The organism is Streptomyces sp. NPDC096040 (genome assembly GCF_040303265.1).
In the GTDB taxonomy this organism is placed as follows: domain Bacteria; phylum Actinomycetota; class Actinomycetes; order Streptomycetales; family Streptomycetaceae; genus Streptomyces.
In genome coordinates this window covers 1-14,662 of sequence record NZ_JBEOTA010000039.1, presented here as the reverse complement: position 1 = coordinate 14,662, position 14,662 = coordinate 1, and the positions used below count along the sequence as shown (strand labels likewise).

Here is a 14,662-nt window from a genome sequence, read left to right as displayed (position 1 = left end):
CCCGGGCGTCCCCAGGGACAATGGACCCCGTGCGCTACCGGATTCTTGGCACCACCCAGGCCCTCCGCCCCGACGGCACGGCCGTCCCCGTGGGCGGGGCGCGGCTGCGGGCCCTGCTGACCGTGCTGGCGCTGCGCCCCGGGCGCGGGGTGCCGGCCGGGCTGCTCGTCGACGAGGTGTGGGGCGCCGACCCGCCCGCCGACGCCGGTGGCGCCCTGCAGGCACTGGTCGGCCGGCTGCGGCGGGCGCTCGGCGCGGACGCGATCGAGTCCACCGACGGCGGCTACCGCCTCGCGGCCGCCCCCGACGACATCGACCTGCACCGCTTCGAGCGGCTCACCGGCGAAGGCCTGCGCGCGCTCGCCGACGGCGACCCGGCCAAGGCGGCGGCCGTCCTCGACGACGCCCTCGCCCTGTGGCAGGGCCCGGCCCTGGCCGACCTGCCCGACCGAACGGCCGAGGCGTCCCGCGTCGACGTCCGCCGCCTGGACGCGCTGCGCGGCCGTCACACCGCGGCCCTCGCCCTCGGCCACGCCGAACAGGCCCTGCCCGAGCTGACCGCCCTGTGCGACGCCCACCCCCTGGACGAGCCCCTCCAGACGCTGCGCCTGCGCACCCTGCACAGCTGTGGCCGTACCGCCGAGGCGCTGGCTGCCTACGACGACGTACGACATCTGCTCGCCGACCGCCTGGGCTCCGATCCGGGGCCCGAACTGCGCGCCCTGCATGCCGAGTTGCTCGATCCGGCACCGACGCCCGAGGAGCCGTCCCGGCCCGGCAACCTGCGTGCCCGGCTCACCTCCTTCGTCGGACGCGAGGCCGACCTGGAGGTCATCCAAGGCGACCTCGCCGCCGCCCGCCTGGTCACCCTGCTCGGGCCCGGCGGGGCCGGCAAGACCCGGCTGTCCCAGGAGGCCGCCGAGACCGTGCGGTACGCCGCCCGGGACGGGGTGTGGCTGGCCGAGCTGGCCCCCGTCGACGACCCCGCCGACGTGCCCGAGGCCGTGCTCAGCGCGCTCGGCGCCCGCGAGACCGTGCTCTACGGCGCCGGCGCCGAGGGCATGCGGGCCGCCGCCGACCGGCACGACGACCCGGTCGAGCGGCTCGTCGACCACTGCGCCCGGCGCCGGATGCTGATCGTCCTCGACAACTGCGAGCATGTCGTCGACGCGGCGGCCGACCTGTCGGCCCGGCTCCTTGAGCGCTGCCCGGACCTGACGATCCTGGCCACCAGCCGTGAACCCCTCGGCGTCCCGGGGGAGTTGCTGCGCCCGGTGGAGCCGCTGCCCGAGCCGGTGGCGCTGCGGCTGCTCGCCGACCGGGGCAGTGCGGCCCGGCCCGGGTTCACGGTCGACGCCGACGAGGAGACCGCGGCGGCCTGTGCCGAGATCTGCCGCCGCCTGGACGGACTGCCCCTCGCCATCGAGCTGGCCGCCGCCCGGCTGCGGATGCTCACGCCCCGCCAGATCGCCGACCGGCTCGACGACCGCTTCCGGCTGCTCACCTCCGGCAGTCGTACCGTGCTGCCCCGCCAGCAGACCCTGCGCGCGGTCGTCGACTGGTCCTGGGACCTGCTCGACGCCGGCGAACGGGACGTCCTCGGCCGGCTCTCCGTCTTCGCGGGCGGCTGCGACCTGGCCGCCGCCGAGGCCGTCTGCGGCCCCGCCGCCCTCGAAGCGCTCGCCTCCCTGGTCGACAAGTCCCTTGTGGTCGCCGCCCCTTCGGAAGGGCACGGGATGCGCTACCGGCTCCTGGAGACCGTCGCCGAGTACGCCCGCGAACGCCTCGACGAGAGCGGCGAGCGCCCCGCCGCCGAGCGCGCCCATCTGACGTACTACCGCGAACTCGCCCGCACCACCGACCCGTTGCTGCGTGGCTCCGGCCAGCGTGCCGCCGTGGCACGGCTGGAGCTGGAGTACGAGAACCTGCGCACCGCCGTACGCCACGCCATCGCCACGCAGGACGAGCAGGAGGCGCTGTGCCTGGCCCACTCCCTGGTCTGGTACTGGCAGCTGCGTGACAAGCGCGTCGAGACCCGCACCTGGTGCGCCGACATCATGGCCCTCGGCCCGGACCCCTTCGCCGAGCCGGTCCGCCGAGCGGAACCGGTGTGGCAGCGCGTGACCGACGCCCCGCCGCCGTACACCGGAGAATCCCTCGTCGAGGCCCGGCGCGGGGTCCACCTGGCCCATCTGGCCTGTATGGACACCGAGTTGGAGGTCTGGCAGACACCGGAAGCGCAGGCCAAGATGCGCGCCGTCACCCAGGCCTACGAGCCCGGCCTGCCGCAGACCTGCCGGGCCCCCGGCATGTTCTGGTTCTTCGCCGTGATGCTGACCGGCGGCCTGGAGCAGCTGCGCACCATCGTCGACGCCGGCGTCGAGACGTGCCGTCGTACGCCCGGCTACGAGTGGGAGCTCGCCGGCGCCCTTCAACTGCGCGCCAACGTGCTCGCCAACTTCGCCGTCTCGGCCGCTGCCGCCATCCGCGACGCCGACGAGTCCCTGGAGCTCTTCCGGCGCCTCGGGGACGACTGGGGCACCGCGGAGGCCTTCTCCGCGCGCGCCGAGTCCCGGGAACGCAAGGGGGAGTACCGGGCGGCCGCCGCCGACTACGAGGCCGCCATCGAACGCGCCGAACGGCTCGGCGCCCACTCCCAGGTCGCCGTGCTCAACGCCCGTCTCGGCATGGCGCTGCTCGAGCTGGGCGAGACCGAGCGGGGTGAACGGCTGCTGCGCGGGGTCATCGCCGACCACGACGGCAGCCACAACGAGGCGATGCCCGCCGCTCGGCTCTTCCTCACCGTGTGGCTGCTGCTGACCGACCGGATCGCCGAGGCCCGCGAGCAACTGCGGCTGCTGCGCACCCAGTTCAAGATCGCGCACTTCATCGTCTTCGACGCCATGATCCTCACCCAGGAGGCCTGGGTGGACGCCCTCGACGGCCTCCACACGGAGGCCCTGGCCAAGCTGCGCGAGGCGATACATCACTCCGCCGACCCGCTGACCCAGGCCATCACCCCGCACAGCGTCTCCTCCTGCCTGACCGTCGCCGCGCTCGCCCTGCCCGGCGTGGACGGCGGCGCCCGCGCCCGGGACGCCGCCCGCTGCCTGGGCGCCGCCGACGCCCTGCTCCCGCCCGGCCACATCCCCTCCGGCATGGAACGCACGATGCGGGCCCGCACCGAGGCCCGCGTCCGCGCTGTACTCGGCGACGACGAGGCCTACGAGTCCGCGTACGCCGAGGGCGGTGGCCTCTCCCGCGCGGAGGCCACCGCCCTGGTCTGACTCGCCACGGCGGGCGTCGGTCAGCTCTTGGTACGGAACTTGTGGATCGCGTACGGCGCCGCCAGCGCCGTGATCCCCACCGACCAGCCCAGCGTGATCCACAGGTCGTGCGCGACCGGGCCGCCGACCATCAGCCCGCGTGCCGCGTCGGCCAGCGTGGACAGCGGGTTGTAGTCGGTGAAGGCCTGCAGCCAGCCCGGCATCGACTTCGTCGGCGCGAAGATCGACGAGCCGAACTGCAGCGGGAACAGCACCAGGAACCCCATCGCCTGCACGGACTGCGCGCTCTTCAGGATCACGCCCAGGGTGAGGAACACCCACATGATCGAGGAGGCGAACACCGCGGACAGGCCCACGGCGGCGAACAGCCCGCCCCAGTGGGTGATGTGGAACCCGACCAGCACGGCGACGATCATCAGCACGGCGGTCGCGAACAGCATCCGCACCAGCTCGACGGAGATCTTCGCGAACAGCACCGAGCCGCGCCCGATCGGCAGCGACCGGAACCGGTCCATCACACCGGAGTTGAAGTCCTGGCTGAACCCGGTGCCGACGCCCTGCGAGAGCGTCATGCTCATCATCGCGATCATGCCCGGGATGACGTACTGGACGTAGCCGTCCTGGCCGCCGCCGAGCGCCTGCCCGATCGAGCCGCCGAAGACGTACACGAACAGCAGCGTGAAGACGACCGGCATCAGCAGCGCGTCGAACATGGACTCGGGGTCCTGCCTGATCCACAGCAGGTTGCGGCGGATCAGGGCCCCGGTGTGGCGCAGATGCCCGCGCAGCGGGATCCGGACGTCGGCGGCCGGGGTGGTGGTGACGGCGCTCATACGGCGACCTCCTCGCGGTCTTCTGCGGGCGTGGCGTCCTGCGGGGCACTGGCGCGGTGGCCGGTGAGGGACAGGAACACCTCGTCCAGGCTGGGCAGTTCGGTGACGATGGAGCTGATGGTGATACCGCGCGCGGTGACGGCGCCGACCACGGCGGTCAGCTGCTCGTCGCTGAGGATCGGCACCAGCAGGGTGCCGCTCTCGGCGTCCACGGTCGTGGTCGCGAGCCCGGTGATCCCCAGCTCGTCGATCATGGCGGCGAGCGGCCGCGCCTGGAGCGGATCGGCCGGCTTCACGCGCAGTGTCCGCCCGCCGACCTTGGCCTTCAGTTCCTCCACCTTGCCGCCGGCGATGACCTTCCCCCGGTCCACGACGGTCAGCTCGGAGGCGAGCTGCTCGGCCTCCTCCATGTACTGGGTGGTCAGCAGCACGGTCACGCCCTCGCCGACCATCGCCTTGACCTCGTCCCACACCTCGTTGCGGGTGCGCGGGTCGAGACCGGTGGTCGGCTCGTCCAGGAAGAGCACCTGGGGATGCCCGATCATCGAGGCGGCGAGGTCCAGCCGGCGGCGCATACCGCCTGAGTAGGTGCCGGCCGGCCGCTTGGCGGCGTCGGTCAGCGAGAACCGCTCAAGGAGCTGGTCGGCCCGGGCCCGGGCGTCCTTCCGGGACAGGTCGAGCAGCCGCCCGATCATGTAGAGGTTCTCCCAGCCCGGCAGCTTCTCGTCGACCGAGGCGTACTGCCCGGTCAGGCCGATCACCCGGCGCAGCTGGCGGGGCTGGCGCAGGACGTCGTAGCCGGCGACGGTCGCCTGCCCGGCGTCGGGCTTCAGCAGTGTGGACAGAATCCGTACGATGGTCGTCTTTCCGGCCCCGTTCGGCCCGAGGACACCCATCACGGTGCCCTCGCGGACGTCCAGATCAACTCCGTCGAGAGCCTTGGTGTCGCCGTAGTGCTTCACCAGCCCCCGTACGGTCACGGCGGTGTTGTCGATTCGCGTCATGGGAAGAACCGTGCCAGGCCCCACCGACAAACCACCGACAGGCCGCCGACACCAGCGGAGACTCCGCCGACAACCCGCCGACACGGGGCGGCGTACCGTGCACGCCATGACCGTCCTCGCTGCTCAGCCCATCGACACCGAGCGACTGGAGCTGCTGCCGCTGCGCATCGGGCATGCCGAGGAGATGGCCGCGGTGCTGTCCGACCCGGCCCTGCACACCTTCATCGGGGGCACCCCGGAGGCCCCCGGAGCCCTGCGCTCGCGTTACCGGCGCCTCACCGCGGGCTCTCCCGACCCGGCCGTCTCCTGGCTGAACTGGGTGATCCGGCTCCGCGCCGAGTCGTGCCTGACCGGCACCGTGCAGGCGACGGTCGCCGGACCGGTCGCCGAGATCGCGTGGGTGGTGGGGACCCCCTGGCAGGGGCGAGGCATCGCCGCCGAGGCGGCCCGCGGACTCGTCGACCGGCTGACCCGGCAGCAGGTGCACACCGTCATCGCCCACATCCACCCCGGCCACAGCGCCTCGGCCGCCGTCGCCAGGGCCGCAGGACTCACCCCCACCGACGAACGGCACGACGGCGAGATCCGCTGGCACCTCCGGGCAAACCTGAGAGATGAGCCCCCACCCACCACCGCAACCATCAATTGAGCAACCCCCACGGCGAGCAACCACCTCCGCGAGAGCGGCGCCGGTTCAGGCGCAAAGGGGGGACAGCCCGCCGACGGGGGACGATCGGCGGGCTGTCCTTGGGTGTTACCGCAGTGGCTCTAGTGGACGGAGTGCTCCTCCAGCGGGAACGTTCCGCCGACGACGTCCTCGGCGTAGGAGCGGGCCGCGTTGCCCATGACCTCGCGCAGGTCCGCGTACTTCTTCACGAACTTCGGCACCCGGCCCGAGGTCAGGCCGAGCATGTCCGTCCAGACCAGGACCTGTGCGTCGGTCTCGGGACCGGCGCCGATGCCGACCGTCGGGATGTGCAGCACCCGGGTCACCTCGGCCGCCAGCTCCGCCGGGACCAGTTCGAGTACGACCGCGAACGCGCCCGCGTCCTGGACCGACTTGGCGTCGCGCAGCAGCTGCTGGGCCGCCTCCTCGCCGCGGCCCTGTACGCGGTAGCCCATCGCGTTGACGGACTGCGGGGTCAGGCCGATGTGCGCCATCACCGGGATGCCGGACTCGACGAGCAGCCGGATCTGGTCGTGCGAGCGCTCGCCGCCCTCCAGCTTGACCGCGCCGACACCCGCCTCCTTCACCAGCCGGGTCGCCGAGCGCAGCGCCTGCACAGGGCCCTCCTGGTAGGAGCCGAAGGGGAGGTCGCCGACGATGAGGGCACGCTGGGTGCCGCGCACCACGGCCGCCGACAGCATCGTCATCTCGTCCAGGGTGACGGGCACGGTCGTCTCGTACCCGAGGTGGCAGTTGCCCGCCGAGTCGCCGACCAGGAGCACCGGGATCCCGGACTCGTCGAAGACGGAGGCGGTCATCGCGTCGTACGCGGTGAGCATGGGCCACTTCTCGCCGCGTTCCTTGGCGAGGGCGATGTCGCGGACCGTGATGCGGCGGGTGCCCTTCCCCCCGTACAGCGTCCTGCTGCCGTCGGAGGGGCTGTTCTGCGCAGGCTGGGCAGCCGAGAGCTGCGTCATGGCAACGGCTCCTTCAATTCATCTCGAGGCACCCTGACGGTGTCCCCGGATCGCTTCCATGGTGGCACTTCGTGCCGTCCTCGGCCAGGGGACCGCCATGTGATCCATCGGTCATCGGCCACCGGCCGTGAAAGTGTTGGTAGCGCCTCGCCATGACGCGTTGTGTAAGGTCTGGGTAAAGGAATTCAGATACGAGACGGGACCGTATTGAAATGGTCCTAGGCTCGTCGTCATGACAACTCCTGCCGACCGCGCTCCATCCGGCCCGCGCATACCCGAGGAGGTACACCGGCGCCGCTGGGCGATCCTCGGCGTGCTCATGCTGAGCCTGCTGATCGTGGTGCTCGACAACTCGATCCTGAACGTCGCCATCAAGACCATCTCGACCCCGGCCCCGACCGGCCTCGGTGCCACCCAGAGCCAGCTGGAGTGGGCGATCAACGCCTACACCCTGGTCTTCGCGGGCCTGCTGTTCACCGCCGGCCTCGTAGGCGACCGGCTCGGCCGCAAGAAGGTGCTGATCGGCGGCCTCGTCGTGTTCGGCATCGGCTCGGCCCTGGCCGCGGAGTCCGGCTCCCCGGACCAGCTGATCGCCTACCGCGCCCTGATGGCCCTCGGCGCCGCCTTCGTGATGCCCGCCACCCTCGCCGTCCTGATGAACGTCTTCGAGCGTCAGGAACAGCCCAAGGCCATCGGCATCTGGGCCGGCGGCGTCGGCCTCGCCATCGCGATCGGCCCGATCACCGGCGGTGTGCTGCTCGACCACTTCTGGTGGGGCTCGGTCTTCCTCGTCAACGTACCGATCGTGATCGTCGCGCTCGGGCTGATGGTGTGGCTGGTGCCCGACTCGCGCGACCCGCGCCCGGGCCGGCTCGACCCCGTCGGCGTGGTGCTCTCCGTCGTCGGCCTGGTACTGCTGGTCTACGGCATCATCAAGGGCGGCGAACTGGCCGACTTCACCGACGCCAAGGTGCTCGCGACCATCGCCGCCGGTGTCGTGGTGCTCGCCGGCTTCGTGATCTACGAGATGCGCACCGACCACCCGTCCCTGGATGTCACCTACTTCAAGAACAAGGTCTTCTCGGCCGCCATGGCCGCCATCGCGCTGGTCTTCTTCGCACTGATGGGCGTGACCTTCTTCTCCGTCTTCTACACCCAGAGCGTGCGCGGCTACTCGCCGTTGCAGTCCGGTCTGCTGCTGCTCCCGCTGGCCGTCGCCCAGCTGATCTTCGCGCCGCGGGCCCGGCTGGTCGTGGACCGGATCGGCAACAAGGCCACGACCGCGGGCGGCCTGGTGCTGATCGCGGCGATGCTGGGAATGTTCGCCACCTTCGAGGCCGACACCCCGATCTGGCTCCTCGAGGTCGTCTTCTTCCTGATGGGCACCGGCATGGCGCACATCATGACGCCGACCTCGGTCGTCATCATGCAGGCCCTCCCCCGGGAGAAGGCCGGTTCCGCCTCCGCGCTCAGCAACACCTTCCGCCAGGTCGGCGGCGCCCTCGGTATCGCCGTCCTCGGCTCGGTGCTGTCGACGTCGTACCGCAACGGCATCGAGGGCAAGCTCGGCGCCCTGCCGCCCGGGCTGCGCGAGACCGCCGGCGAGTCCATCGAGGCCACGCTGGGTGTCGCCCAGAAGCTCGGGGTACAGGGCAAGGCCCTGGTCACGCCCGCCAACGACGCCTTCCTGCACGCCATGCACATGACCGCCCTGTGCGGTGTGGGCGTCGCGCTGCTCGGCGCCGTGGTCACGGCCCTCTTCCTGCCGGGCAGGCCGTCGGCCGGTCAGCAGGGTGAGCGGGAACAGGAGTTGGTCGCCGCCGCGGAGTGACCGGGCACACGGTACGGCGCGGAGCCACGGGGGGAGGCTTGGGCTGCGGGAGAATTCCCGCAGCCAGTGAGAGGACGGTATGACGTGAGGCTTGCCGACAGTCGGCCGCGGTCCGCGGGTCCCGCCCGGGGCCGTCCGCGCAGCGAGGCGGTGGAGAGCGCCATCCTCGAAGGGGTGATGAAGCTCCTGGAGGACGGTGTTCCGCTCGCCGAGCTGTCCATCGAGCGGATCGCCCGGACCGCCGGCGTCGGCAAGGCCACCATCTACCGCCGCTGGAACGGCAAGGAGGAGCTCTTCGTCGATGTCATGCGCGCCGCCGAGCCCCCCGACCCCGAACTCCCCGGCACCTCCATGCGCGACGACCTCGTCGTCCTCCTCGAGTCGCTGCGCCGGCGCGGGCTGATGAACCGTTCGTCGGCGATCCTGCACAACGTCTACGCCCAGATGAAGAGCAGCCCCCGCATCTGGAACGCCTATCACGTCAACGTCGTCAACCCCCGGCGCGAACTCGGCAAGGAAGTGCTGCGCCGGGGCCAGCGCAACGGCGAACTCCGCGCCGACGTCGACCTCGATCTGGCCAACGACATGTTCACCGGCCCGATGCTGCTCAGGGCCATCCTGCGTCCGGACGCGGAACTCCCCGAGGGCCTGGCCGAACAGATCGTCGACTCGGTACTTGCCGGCCTACAGCCCGTCAGTTCACCGGAACCGCAGCCGTAAGGGCGGTCGTCGGCGTCGGGGGAATGTGCACGTTTCGTCACAGTCCACCCCGACCGGCCGGTAACCGGAACTCCTCCGGCCGGTGTGTTCGTCCTCGTCTTCCGTACGGCCGTCATGTGACGGCGGGATCGGAGCCGATCATCCCCTAGGGTCGTGTCCGGGGGACGACGGTGTGCACGGCAGGTTGTGAGGCAGACGGTATGGCGCAGCAGGCGTACTTGAAGGAGACGGACAACGGCGGCTCGGGTCCCGAGCGTCGGGGAGACCGGTTCCGGCGCCTGGTGAACCGCCTGTCGGCGGGCTGGCGCGACGATCCACGCATCTGGCGCCGGGGTATCGTCCTCGCCGTCATCGCGCTGCTGCTGGCCGGTGTGATGCTGATGCACTCCCGCATCCCCAACACCATCGGCAACCTCGGCAGTCTCATCGAGACGTTCCTGCCCTGGCTGGGCCTGCTGATCCCGGTGCTGTTGCTGCTCGGCCTGGTCCGCAAGTCGGCGACCGCGCTGATCGCCGTACTGCTTCCGTCGATCGTCTGGCTGAACATGTTCGGCGGACTGCTCACCGACAAGCAGGGCACCGGCGGTGACTTCACGGTGGCCACGCACAACGTCAACGCCGAGAACCCCGACCCGACGGGTACCGCCGACCGACTCGCCGCGTCCGGCGCCGATGTGGTGGCCCTGGAGGAGCTGAACGCGTCGGCCGTACCGACGTACGAGAAGGCGCTGGCGTCGACGTACAAGTACCACGCGGTCGAGGGCACCGTGGGGCTGTGGAGCAAGTACCGGCTGACCGGGGTGAAGGCCGTCGACATCAAGCTCGGCTGGACGCGCGCGATGCGGGCCACGGTCGCCACGCCGGAGGGTTCCCTTGCGGTCTACGTCGCCCACCTCCCCTCTGTGCGGGTGAAGATGAACGCCGGGTTCACCGCCCGGCAGCGGGACAAGAGCGCGGACGCGCTGGGCGAGGCCATCGCCGACGAGAGCCTGCCGCGGGTGATCCTCCTCGGCGACCTCAACGGCACGATGAACGACCGCTCCCTCAACGGCGTCACCTCGCAGATGCGCTCCACGCAGGGCGCGGCGGGCAGCGGCTTCGGGTTCAGCTGGCCGGCCGCGTTCCCGATGGCCCGCATCGACCAGATCATGGTGAAGGGCGTGGAGCCGGACAGCTCCTGGACCCTGCCGAGGACGGGCAGCGACCACCTCCCCGTCGCCGCGCGTGTGAACCTGACCACATCGGGCTCATAAAAGCACCTGGTCAGGGCAGTGTTGTTGCCTTTGTAAGGACAATCGGCTCGCCCCTCCAGCTGATGGTCATGGAACGCGCGGCGGCAGGCCCCTCCCTCGCCTCCTCCGCCAACCAGGCGGCCTTCAACCTCGCGAACGCGGGCGGCGCCTGGATCGGCGGCGTCGCGCTCGCCGCGGGCTTCGGTGTGACGTCCCCGGCGGTGACGGGCGCGGCGCTGGCGGTGCTGGGCCTGGGCGTCGCGGGCGTGGCGTTCGCGGTGGACCGTCGCCGGGATGTCCTGCCGCCTGGCGCCCGGGAACGGGTGGTCGCGTCGCACGTCCCGGACCCGACGGAGCCGGTCCACTCATGACTTGTCGTCACACACGTGGTCCGGTCTCGTGCGCGGGCGGCCACCCGCTGGACGAGGAACACGGATGCGAGCAAAGACCGTGATCAGCTGTATCCCGGAGCGGGATCGGATCACTGGGTCTCGTCGCTCCTCGACGACAAAGGCGCCCAGGTGTACCGGACGCGCACGCCGTGGTCGTGCAGCCAGGCGGTCTCGCGGTGCCGGAGTTCGTGCGCGGACTCCGGGGCGATGGCGCTGGGCCAGCGGACGAGGACCGCGGTGACGTGGCCTGTCTGTACCAGCTGTCTCACACGCTGCCACCCTCTGCGCCGGGCGGGGTCGGGCTCACCGTACGTGTCGGTGACGACCTCGGCGATCGTCAGTCCGCGCTCCTGGGCGAACGCGTGGCCTTCTGCCCGCGCGCACTGCGTGGCCGCCCCGCCCGTGCCCCGGGCTCGGTCGGCGCACACGTACAGCACGACGGGAGCAGCGGTTTCACCGTGGGGGGTCATGGGTGCCTTCTGTAGGCGGATCGAGGAGAACGGATTCCTCGCCGCGCGAAGGGGACGGACGGGGGTACTGGTCTGCCCATGGCGTCAGGGGCGAGCCGTCAACTCTGCCCAGACGACCTTGCCTCCGGTCCGCGTCGAGCGTGCGGAGCCCCAGCGGTCCGCGAGTTGCTGGACGAGGAACAGGCCTCGCCCGCTCTCCTGACCGGGGCCGGCGTGGTACTCGGGCGGGCGGACCGGGGTGTGGCCGTCGTCGTGGAGTTCGAGACGCAGGCACCGCTCGTCGCCGGTCAGCGTGAGCCCACACAGGACATGACCGCTGTCGGTGTGGAGTACGGCATTCGTGGTCAGCTCGGAGACCAGCAGCACCGTGTCGGACAATGCGTCGCCGGGCACCTTCCAGACACGGAGCCGGTCGCGCACGGTGTCGCGGGCGGCTCTCGGGCTGGTGCGCAGGGCGGGCAGGCCGAACCAGTACTCCCGACGAGGCACGGTCGTGACTGAGGCGGGGGTCAGGACCGGGGCTGAGGGCGTGGGCAGAGTCACGGATGTCGCCTTCCAGTGCCTTCCGGGGGGCGGGCGCGGTGTGGGGGTTCGGGCTGCACGTCGAGCGGTGAGATGCGGGTGCCGAGGCAGGCGCCCTGCGGTGGGGTGCCGACGACGACATCAGCATCACGCCTCCCGTCCGGGCCGGATGCTGCGTCAGAGCTGTGACCTGACCGCTCACACGTCAACTATGCGGGTGATCGCGCTCACGCTGCAACCGACTCCCTGATAATTTCAGCAGTCGGGTATCACCCTGGCGTCGCCATCAAGTGGCTGACAGAATGGCGCCATTGATGATCCCTCAGGAGGTTGGGCGTGAGTGAGGCCCGTCCCAGCGCCAGCGCGCCGACAGTCCTGCGCATGATCCTCGGCCGCCGGCTGCAGGAAATGCGGCTCGGCGCCGGTGCCTCGCTGGAGGACGCGGCAAAAGCACTGCGCGTCAAGACCCTGACGATCCGCAGGCTGGAAAAGGCAGAGGTCGCGCTGAAGCCTCTCTACGTGGAGAAGCTCCTGGAGACCTTCGGCGCGGACCGCCAGGAGATCGACGAGTTCGTCAACCTGGCCGAGCAGGCCAACGAGCCCGGCTGGTGGCACTCCTACCGCGACGCCGTCCCCAGCTGGTTCACCGCCTACGTGAGCCTGGAGACCGGCGCCAAGACCCTGCGCACCTACGAACCCCAGTACGTCACCGGCCTTCTGCAGACTCCCGACTACGCCCGCGCCGTGCTGCGCGGCGGGTTGCCGAACGGCAACGAGGAGGAGCTCGAGCGCCGCGTGGAGCTGCGGCTGCGCCGCCAGAGCCTGCTGGAACGGGAGGACGCCCCCACGCTGTGGGTGGTCATGGAGGAAGCCGTCCTGCACCGGGCGGTGGGCAGCCCTGACGTGATGCGGGAGCAGATCGAGCGGCTCCTGGACATGTCCGAGCTCGCGCACATCAGCATCGACATCGTCCCGTTCGCCGCGGGCGCCCATGTCGGGGCGTGCGCCCCCTTCACCTATTTCCGGTTCGAGGAACCCGAGCTGCCGGACATCGTCTACAGTGAACTCCTGTCCGCCTCCGTCTATCTGGATCAGCGTGCGGACGTCGTCGCGCATCTCGAGGCGCATTCCCGGTTGGCGCTGCTGACGTCGGCGGAGGACAGCAGGGCGCTCCTGAACCGCATGCGCAAGGAGTACTCATGACGATCACCGACGAGGGCGTGTACAGCGGGATGCCGGCCCGCGATCTCGGCGAGCGCGGCTGGGAGCGCCCGTGGAGCGGGCCGAACGGCGGTCAGTGCGTGGAGGCGAAACAGCTCACCGACGGCCGCGTGGCCGTACGGCAGTCGACCGACCCGGCCGGACCCGCGTTGATCTACCCGCCCGAGGAGATCGCCGCCTTCGTCCGCGGGGTCGAACAGGGCCTGGCCGCTCATCTGGCCACCGGATGACACGACTGTGAGCGGGAGGGACGACACCCGTCCCGTTCCCGGCCTGCGGGCCAACAGACACACACACCTGTGAAGGGGAGAAGATGAGCACCAGTCAGGCCGGCCGGGACCTCGACACGAGCAGGCCGCACTCGGCCCGGATGTACGACTACTTCCTCGGTGGCAAGGACCACTTCGAGATCGACCAGGAGGCGGCCGTGGTCGCCGCCAAGGCCCACCCCGGCATCTTCGTGACCGCCCGCGAGAACCGGGCGTTCATGCACCGGGCCACCCGTGTCCTGGCGCAGGAGCACGGCATCCGTCAGTGGCTCGACATCGGCACCGGCATCCCGACCGAGCCCAACCTGCACCAGGTCGCCCAGTCCGTGGTGCCCGAAGCCCGCGTCGTCTACGCCGACAACGACCCCCTCGTTCTCAGGTACGCCGAACGCCTCATGCGCAGCACGAGGCAGGGACGCACGACCTACATCGAGGCCGACGTCAGGGACCCCGATGCGCTGATGAGCGCCGTGCGGGCTTCGGAAGTCCTCGACTTCGACCAGCCCATCGCCCTCTCCCTCAACGCGCTCATGCACTTCATCACCGCCCCGCACGACCCGTACGACATCGTCCGCCGGCTGCTCGACTCACTGCCGGTCGGCAGTGCCCTCGCCATGAACCACTGCACGCCCGACTTCGACCCCGTCATCTGGAACAAGGTCGCGGAGGTCTACACGAGCTCCGGGACTCCCGTGCAGTTCCGTTCACGCAAGGACGTCAGCCGCTTCTTCGACGGGCTCGACCTGATCGAGCCCGGCCTCGTCTGCTGCCACCGCTGGCGGCCCGAAGGACCCGCCGACGGGACGGAGCCCACGGACGCCCAGATCGGCCTCTTGGCGGGCGTAGGCATCAAACGCTGACCGAGGCAGGCCAACCCCCTCTCAGAGGGTCCGCCCGAAGGGGGCAAGTGTGAAAACCCTGCTGCTCGTTGTCGGGCTTGTTGTGGCCGGACTCCTCATAGTGGGAAGCGTCTCTAATTGGCTAGGTTTTCCTGGGTGATCCCGGGTGTTCGGGATCGCCTGGGTGGGGGGCTCGGTTCCGGTCCCGGTGGTCTGGCCACCGGGGTGGTGTGGGCGTGGCGGTGGAAGCCTGCCCCGAGCCGTGCCCCGCCGGGCCGGTGTGGCCGGGCGGGGGTGCCAATCGTGGTCGGTTCCTGCTGCCGTGACCACCGCTGGGTGCGGTGTCTCGGGTGCGTGGGAGGCCGCCCCGCCGGACGCTGACCACCCGATCCCCGTAC

13 protein-coding genes and 2 pseudogenes are annotated in these 14,662 nt (G+C 70.9%); 9 read left to right on the top strand and 6 right to left on the bottom strand.

The annotated features are described in order from the left end of the window. Window positions 1–20: 20 nt before the first annotated feature. Window positions 21–3,287 (top strand): AfsR/SARP family transcriptional regulator, encoded by a 3,267-nt coding sequence (locus ABTY98_RS36405; RefSeq protein ID WP_352225399.1) that lies wholly within the window; start codon window positions 21–23, stop codon window positions 3,285–3,287. A gap of 20 nt (window positions 3,288–3,307) precedes the next feature. Here the strand turns inward: ABTY98_RS36405 and ABTY98_RS36400 are convergent, their stop codons facing one another. After that, the gene (locus tag ABTY98_RS36400) at window positions 3,308–4,120 is read right to left on the bottom strand and encodes an ABC transporter permease (protein WP_352225398.1); all 813 of its coding nucleotides are present in this window, start codon (window positions 4,118–4,120) and stop codon (window positions 3,308–3,310) included. Further along, window positions 4,117–5,124, bottom strand: a complete 1,008-nt coding sequence (locus tag ABTY98_RS36395) for an ATP-binding cassette domain-containing protein (RefSeq protein ID WP_352225397.1) — start codon at window positions 5,122–5,124, stop codon at window positions 4,117–4,119. The genes ABTY98_RS36400 and ABTY98_RS36395 overlap by 4 nt, the downstream gene beginning before the upstream one ends. A 106-nt stretch (window positions 5,125–5,230) precedes the next feature. On the opposite strand from ABTY98_RS36395, the gene ABTY98_RS36390 reads away from it, so the two are divergent. Then, a complete protein-coding gene (locus ABTY98_RS36390; protein WP_352225396.1) occupies window positions 5,231–5,773 on the top strand; it encodes a GNAT family N-acetyltransferase in 543 nt (180 codons plus the stop codon). A gap of 119 nt (window positions 5,774–5,892) precedes the next feature. Here ABTY98_RS36390 and panB read toward each other — a convergent pair whose 3' ends face one another. Continuing rightward, window positions 5,893–6,768 carry a 3-methyl-2-oxobutanoate hydroxymethyltransferase gene (gene panB, locus ABTY98_RS36385; RefSeq protein ID WP_352225395.1) on the bottom strand — a complete coding sequence of 292 codons (876 nt, stop codon included), beginning with the start codon at window positions 6,766–6,768 and terminating at the stop codon, window positions 5,893–5,895. A 232-nt stretch (window positions 6,769–7,000) separates the two neighbouring features. Between panB and ABTY98_RS36380 the strand changes: the two genes are divergently transcribed. The 4 genes and pseudogenes from ABTY98_RS36380 to ABTY98_RS36365 form a co-directional block, all read left to right on the top strand. Continuing rightward, on the top strand, window positions 7,001–8,599 hold the full coding sequence (locus ABTY98_RS36380) for an MFS transporter (RefSeq protein ID WP_352225394.1): 1,599 nt from the start codon (window positions 7,001–7,003) through the stop codon (window positions 8,597–8,599). A gap of 84 nt (window positions 8,600–8,683) precedes the next feature. Further along, window positions 8,684–9,319 carry a TetR/AcrR family transcriptional regulator gene (locus tag ABTY98_RS36375; RefSeq protein WP_352225393.1) on the top strand — a complete coding sequence of 212 codons (636 nt, stop codon included), beginning with the start codon at window positions 8,684–8,686 and terminating at the stop codon, window positions 9,317–9,319. Window positions 9,320–9,519: 200 nt separating this feature from the next. Then, window positions 9,520–10,572: an endonuclease/exonuclease/phosphatase family protein gene (locus tag ABTY98_RS36370; RefSeq protein WP_352225392.1), complete on the top strand. Its 1,053-nt coding sequence runs from the start codon at window positions 9,520–9,522 to the stop codon at window positions 10,570–10,572. A 23-nt stretch (window positions 10,573–10,595) separates the two neighbouring features. Beyond that, window positions 10,596–10,922 (top strand): annotated as a pseudogene (locus tag ABTY98_RS36365) (MFS transporter); the annotation flags it as partial. Here the strand turns inward: ABTY98_RS36365 and ABTY98_RS36360 are convergent. The 3 genes and pseudogenes from ABTY98_RS36360 to ABTY98_RS36350 all read right to left on the bottom strand — a co-directional run. Then, a pseudogene (locus tag ABTY98_RS36360) lies at window positions 10,920–11,012 on the bottom strand (IS5/IS1182 family transposase); the annotation flags it as partial. The pseudogenes ABTY98_RS36365 and ABTY98_RS36360 sit on opposite strands and share 3 nt — an antisense overlap. 20 nt (window positions 11,013–11,032) lie before the next feature. Beyond that, the gene (locus ABTY98_RS36355; RefSeq protein WP_352225391.1) at window positions 11,033–11,413 is read right to left on the bottom strand and encodes a hypothetical protein; all 381 of its coding nucleotides are present in this window, start codon (window positions 11,411–11,413) and stop codon (window positions 11,033–11,035) included. 84 nt (window positions 11,414–11,497) lie between these two features. Continuing rightward, the gene (locus tag ABTY98_RS36350; protein WP_352225390.1) at window positions 11,498–11,902 is read right to left on the bottom strand and encodes an ATP-binding protein; all 405 of its coding nucleotides are present in this window, start codon (window positions 11,900–11,902) and stop codon (window positions 11,498–11,500) included. A 369-nt stretch (window positions 11,903–12,271) separates the two neighbouring features. Between ABTY98_RS36350 and ABTY98_RS36345 the strand changes: the two genes are divergently transcribed. From ABTY98_RS36345 to ABTY98_RS36335, 3 genes are all read left to right on the top strand, one after another. After that, window positions 12,272–13,138, top strand: coding sequence for a Sco1979 family transcriptional regulator (locus ABTY98_RS36345; protein ID WP_352225389.1), 867 nt, complete (start codon window positions 12,272–12,274; stop codon window positions 13,136–13,138). Beyond that, complete coding sequence (locus tag ABTY98_RS36340; RefSeq protein ID WP_352225388.1) at window positions 13,135–13,386, top strand: DUF397 domain-containing protein; 252 nt, start codon at window positions 13,135–13,137, stop codon at window positions 13,384–13,386. Before ABTY98_RS36345 ends, ABTY98_RS36340 begins: the two co-directional genes overlap by 4 nt. An 83-nt stretch (window positions 13,387–13,469) precedes the next feature. Next, window positions 13,470–14,285, top strand: a complete 816-nt coding sequence (locus ABTY98_RS36335; protein ID WP_352225387.1) for an SAM-dependent methyltransferase — start codon at window positions 13,470–13,472, stop codon at window positions 14,283–14,285. The last annotated feature ends 377 nt before the right edge of the window (window positions 14,286–14,662 follow it).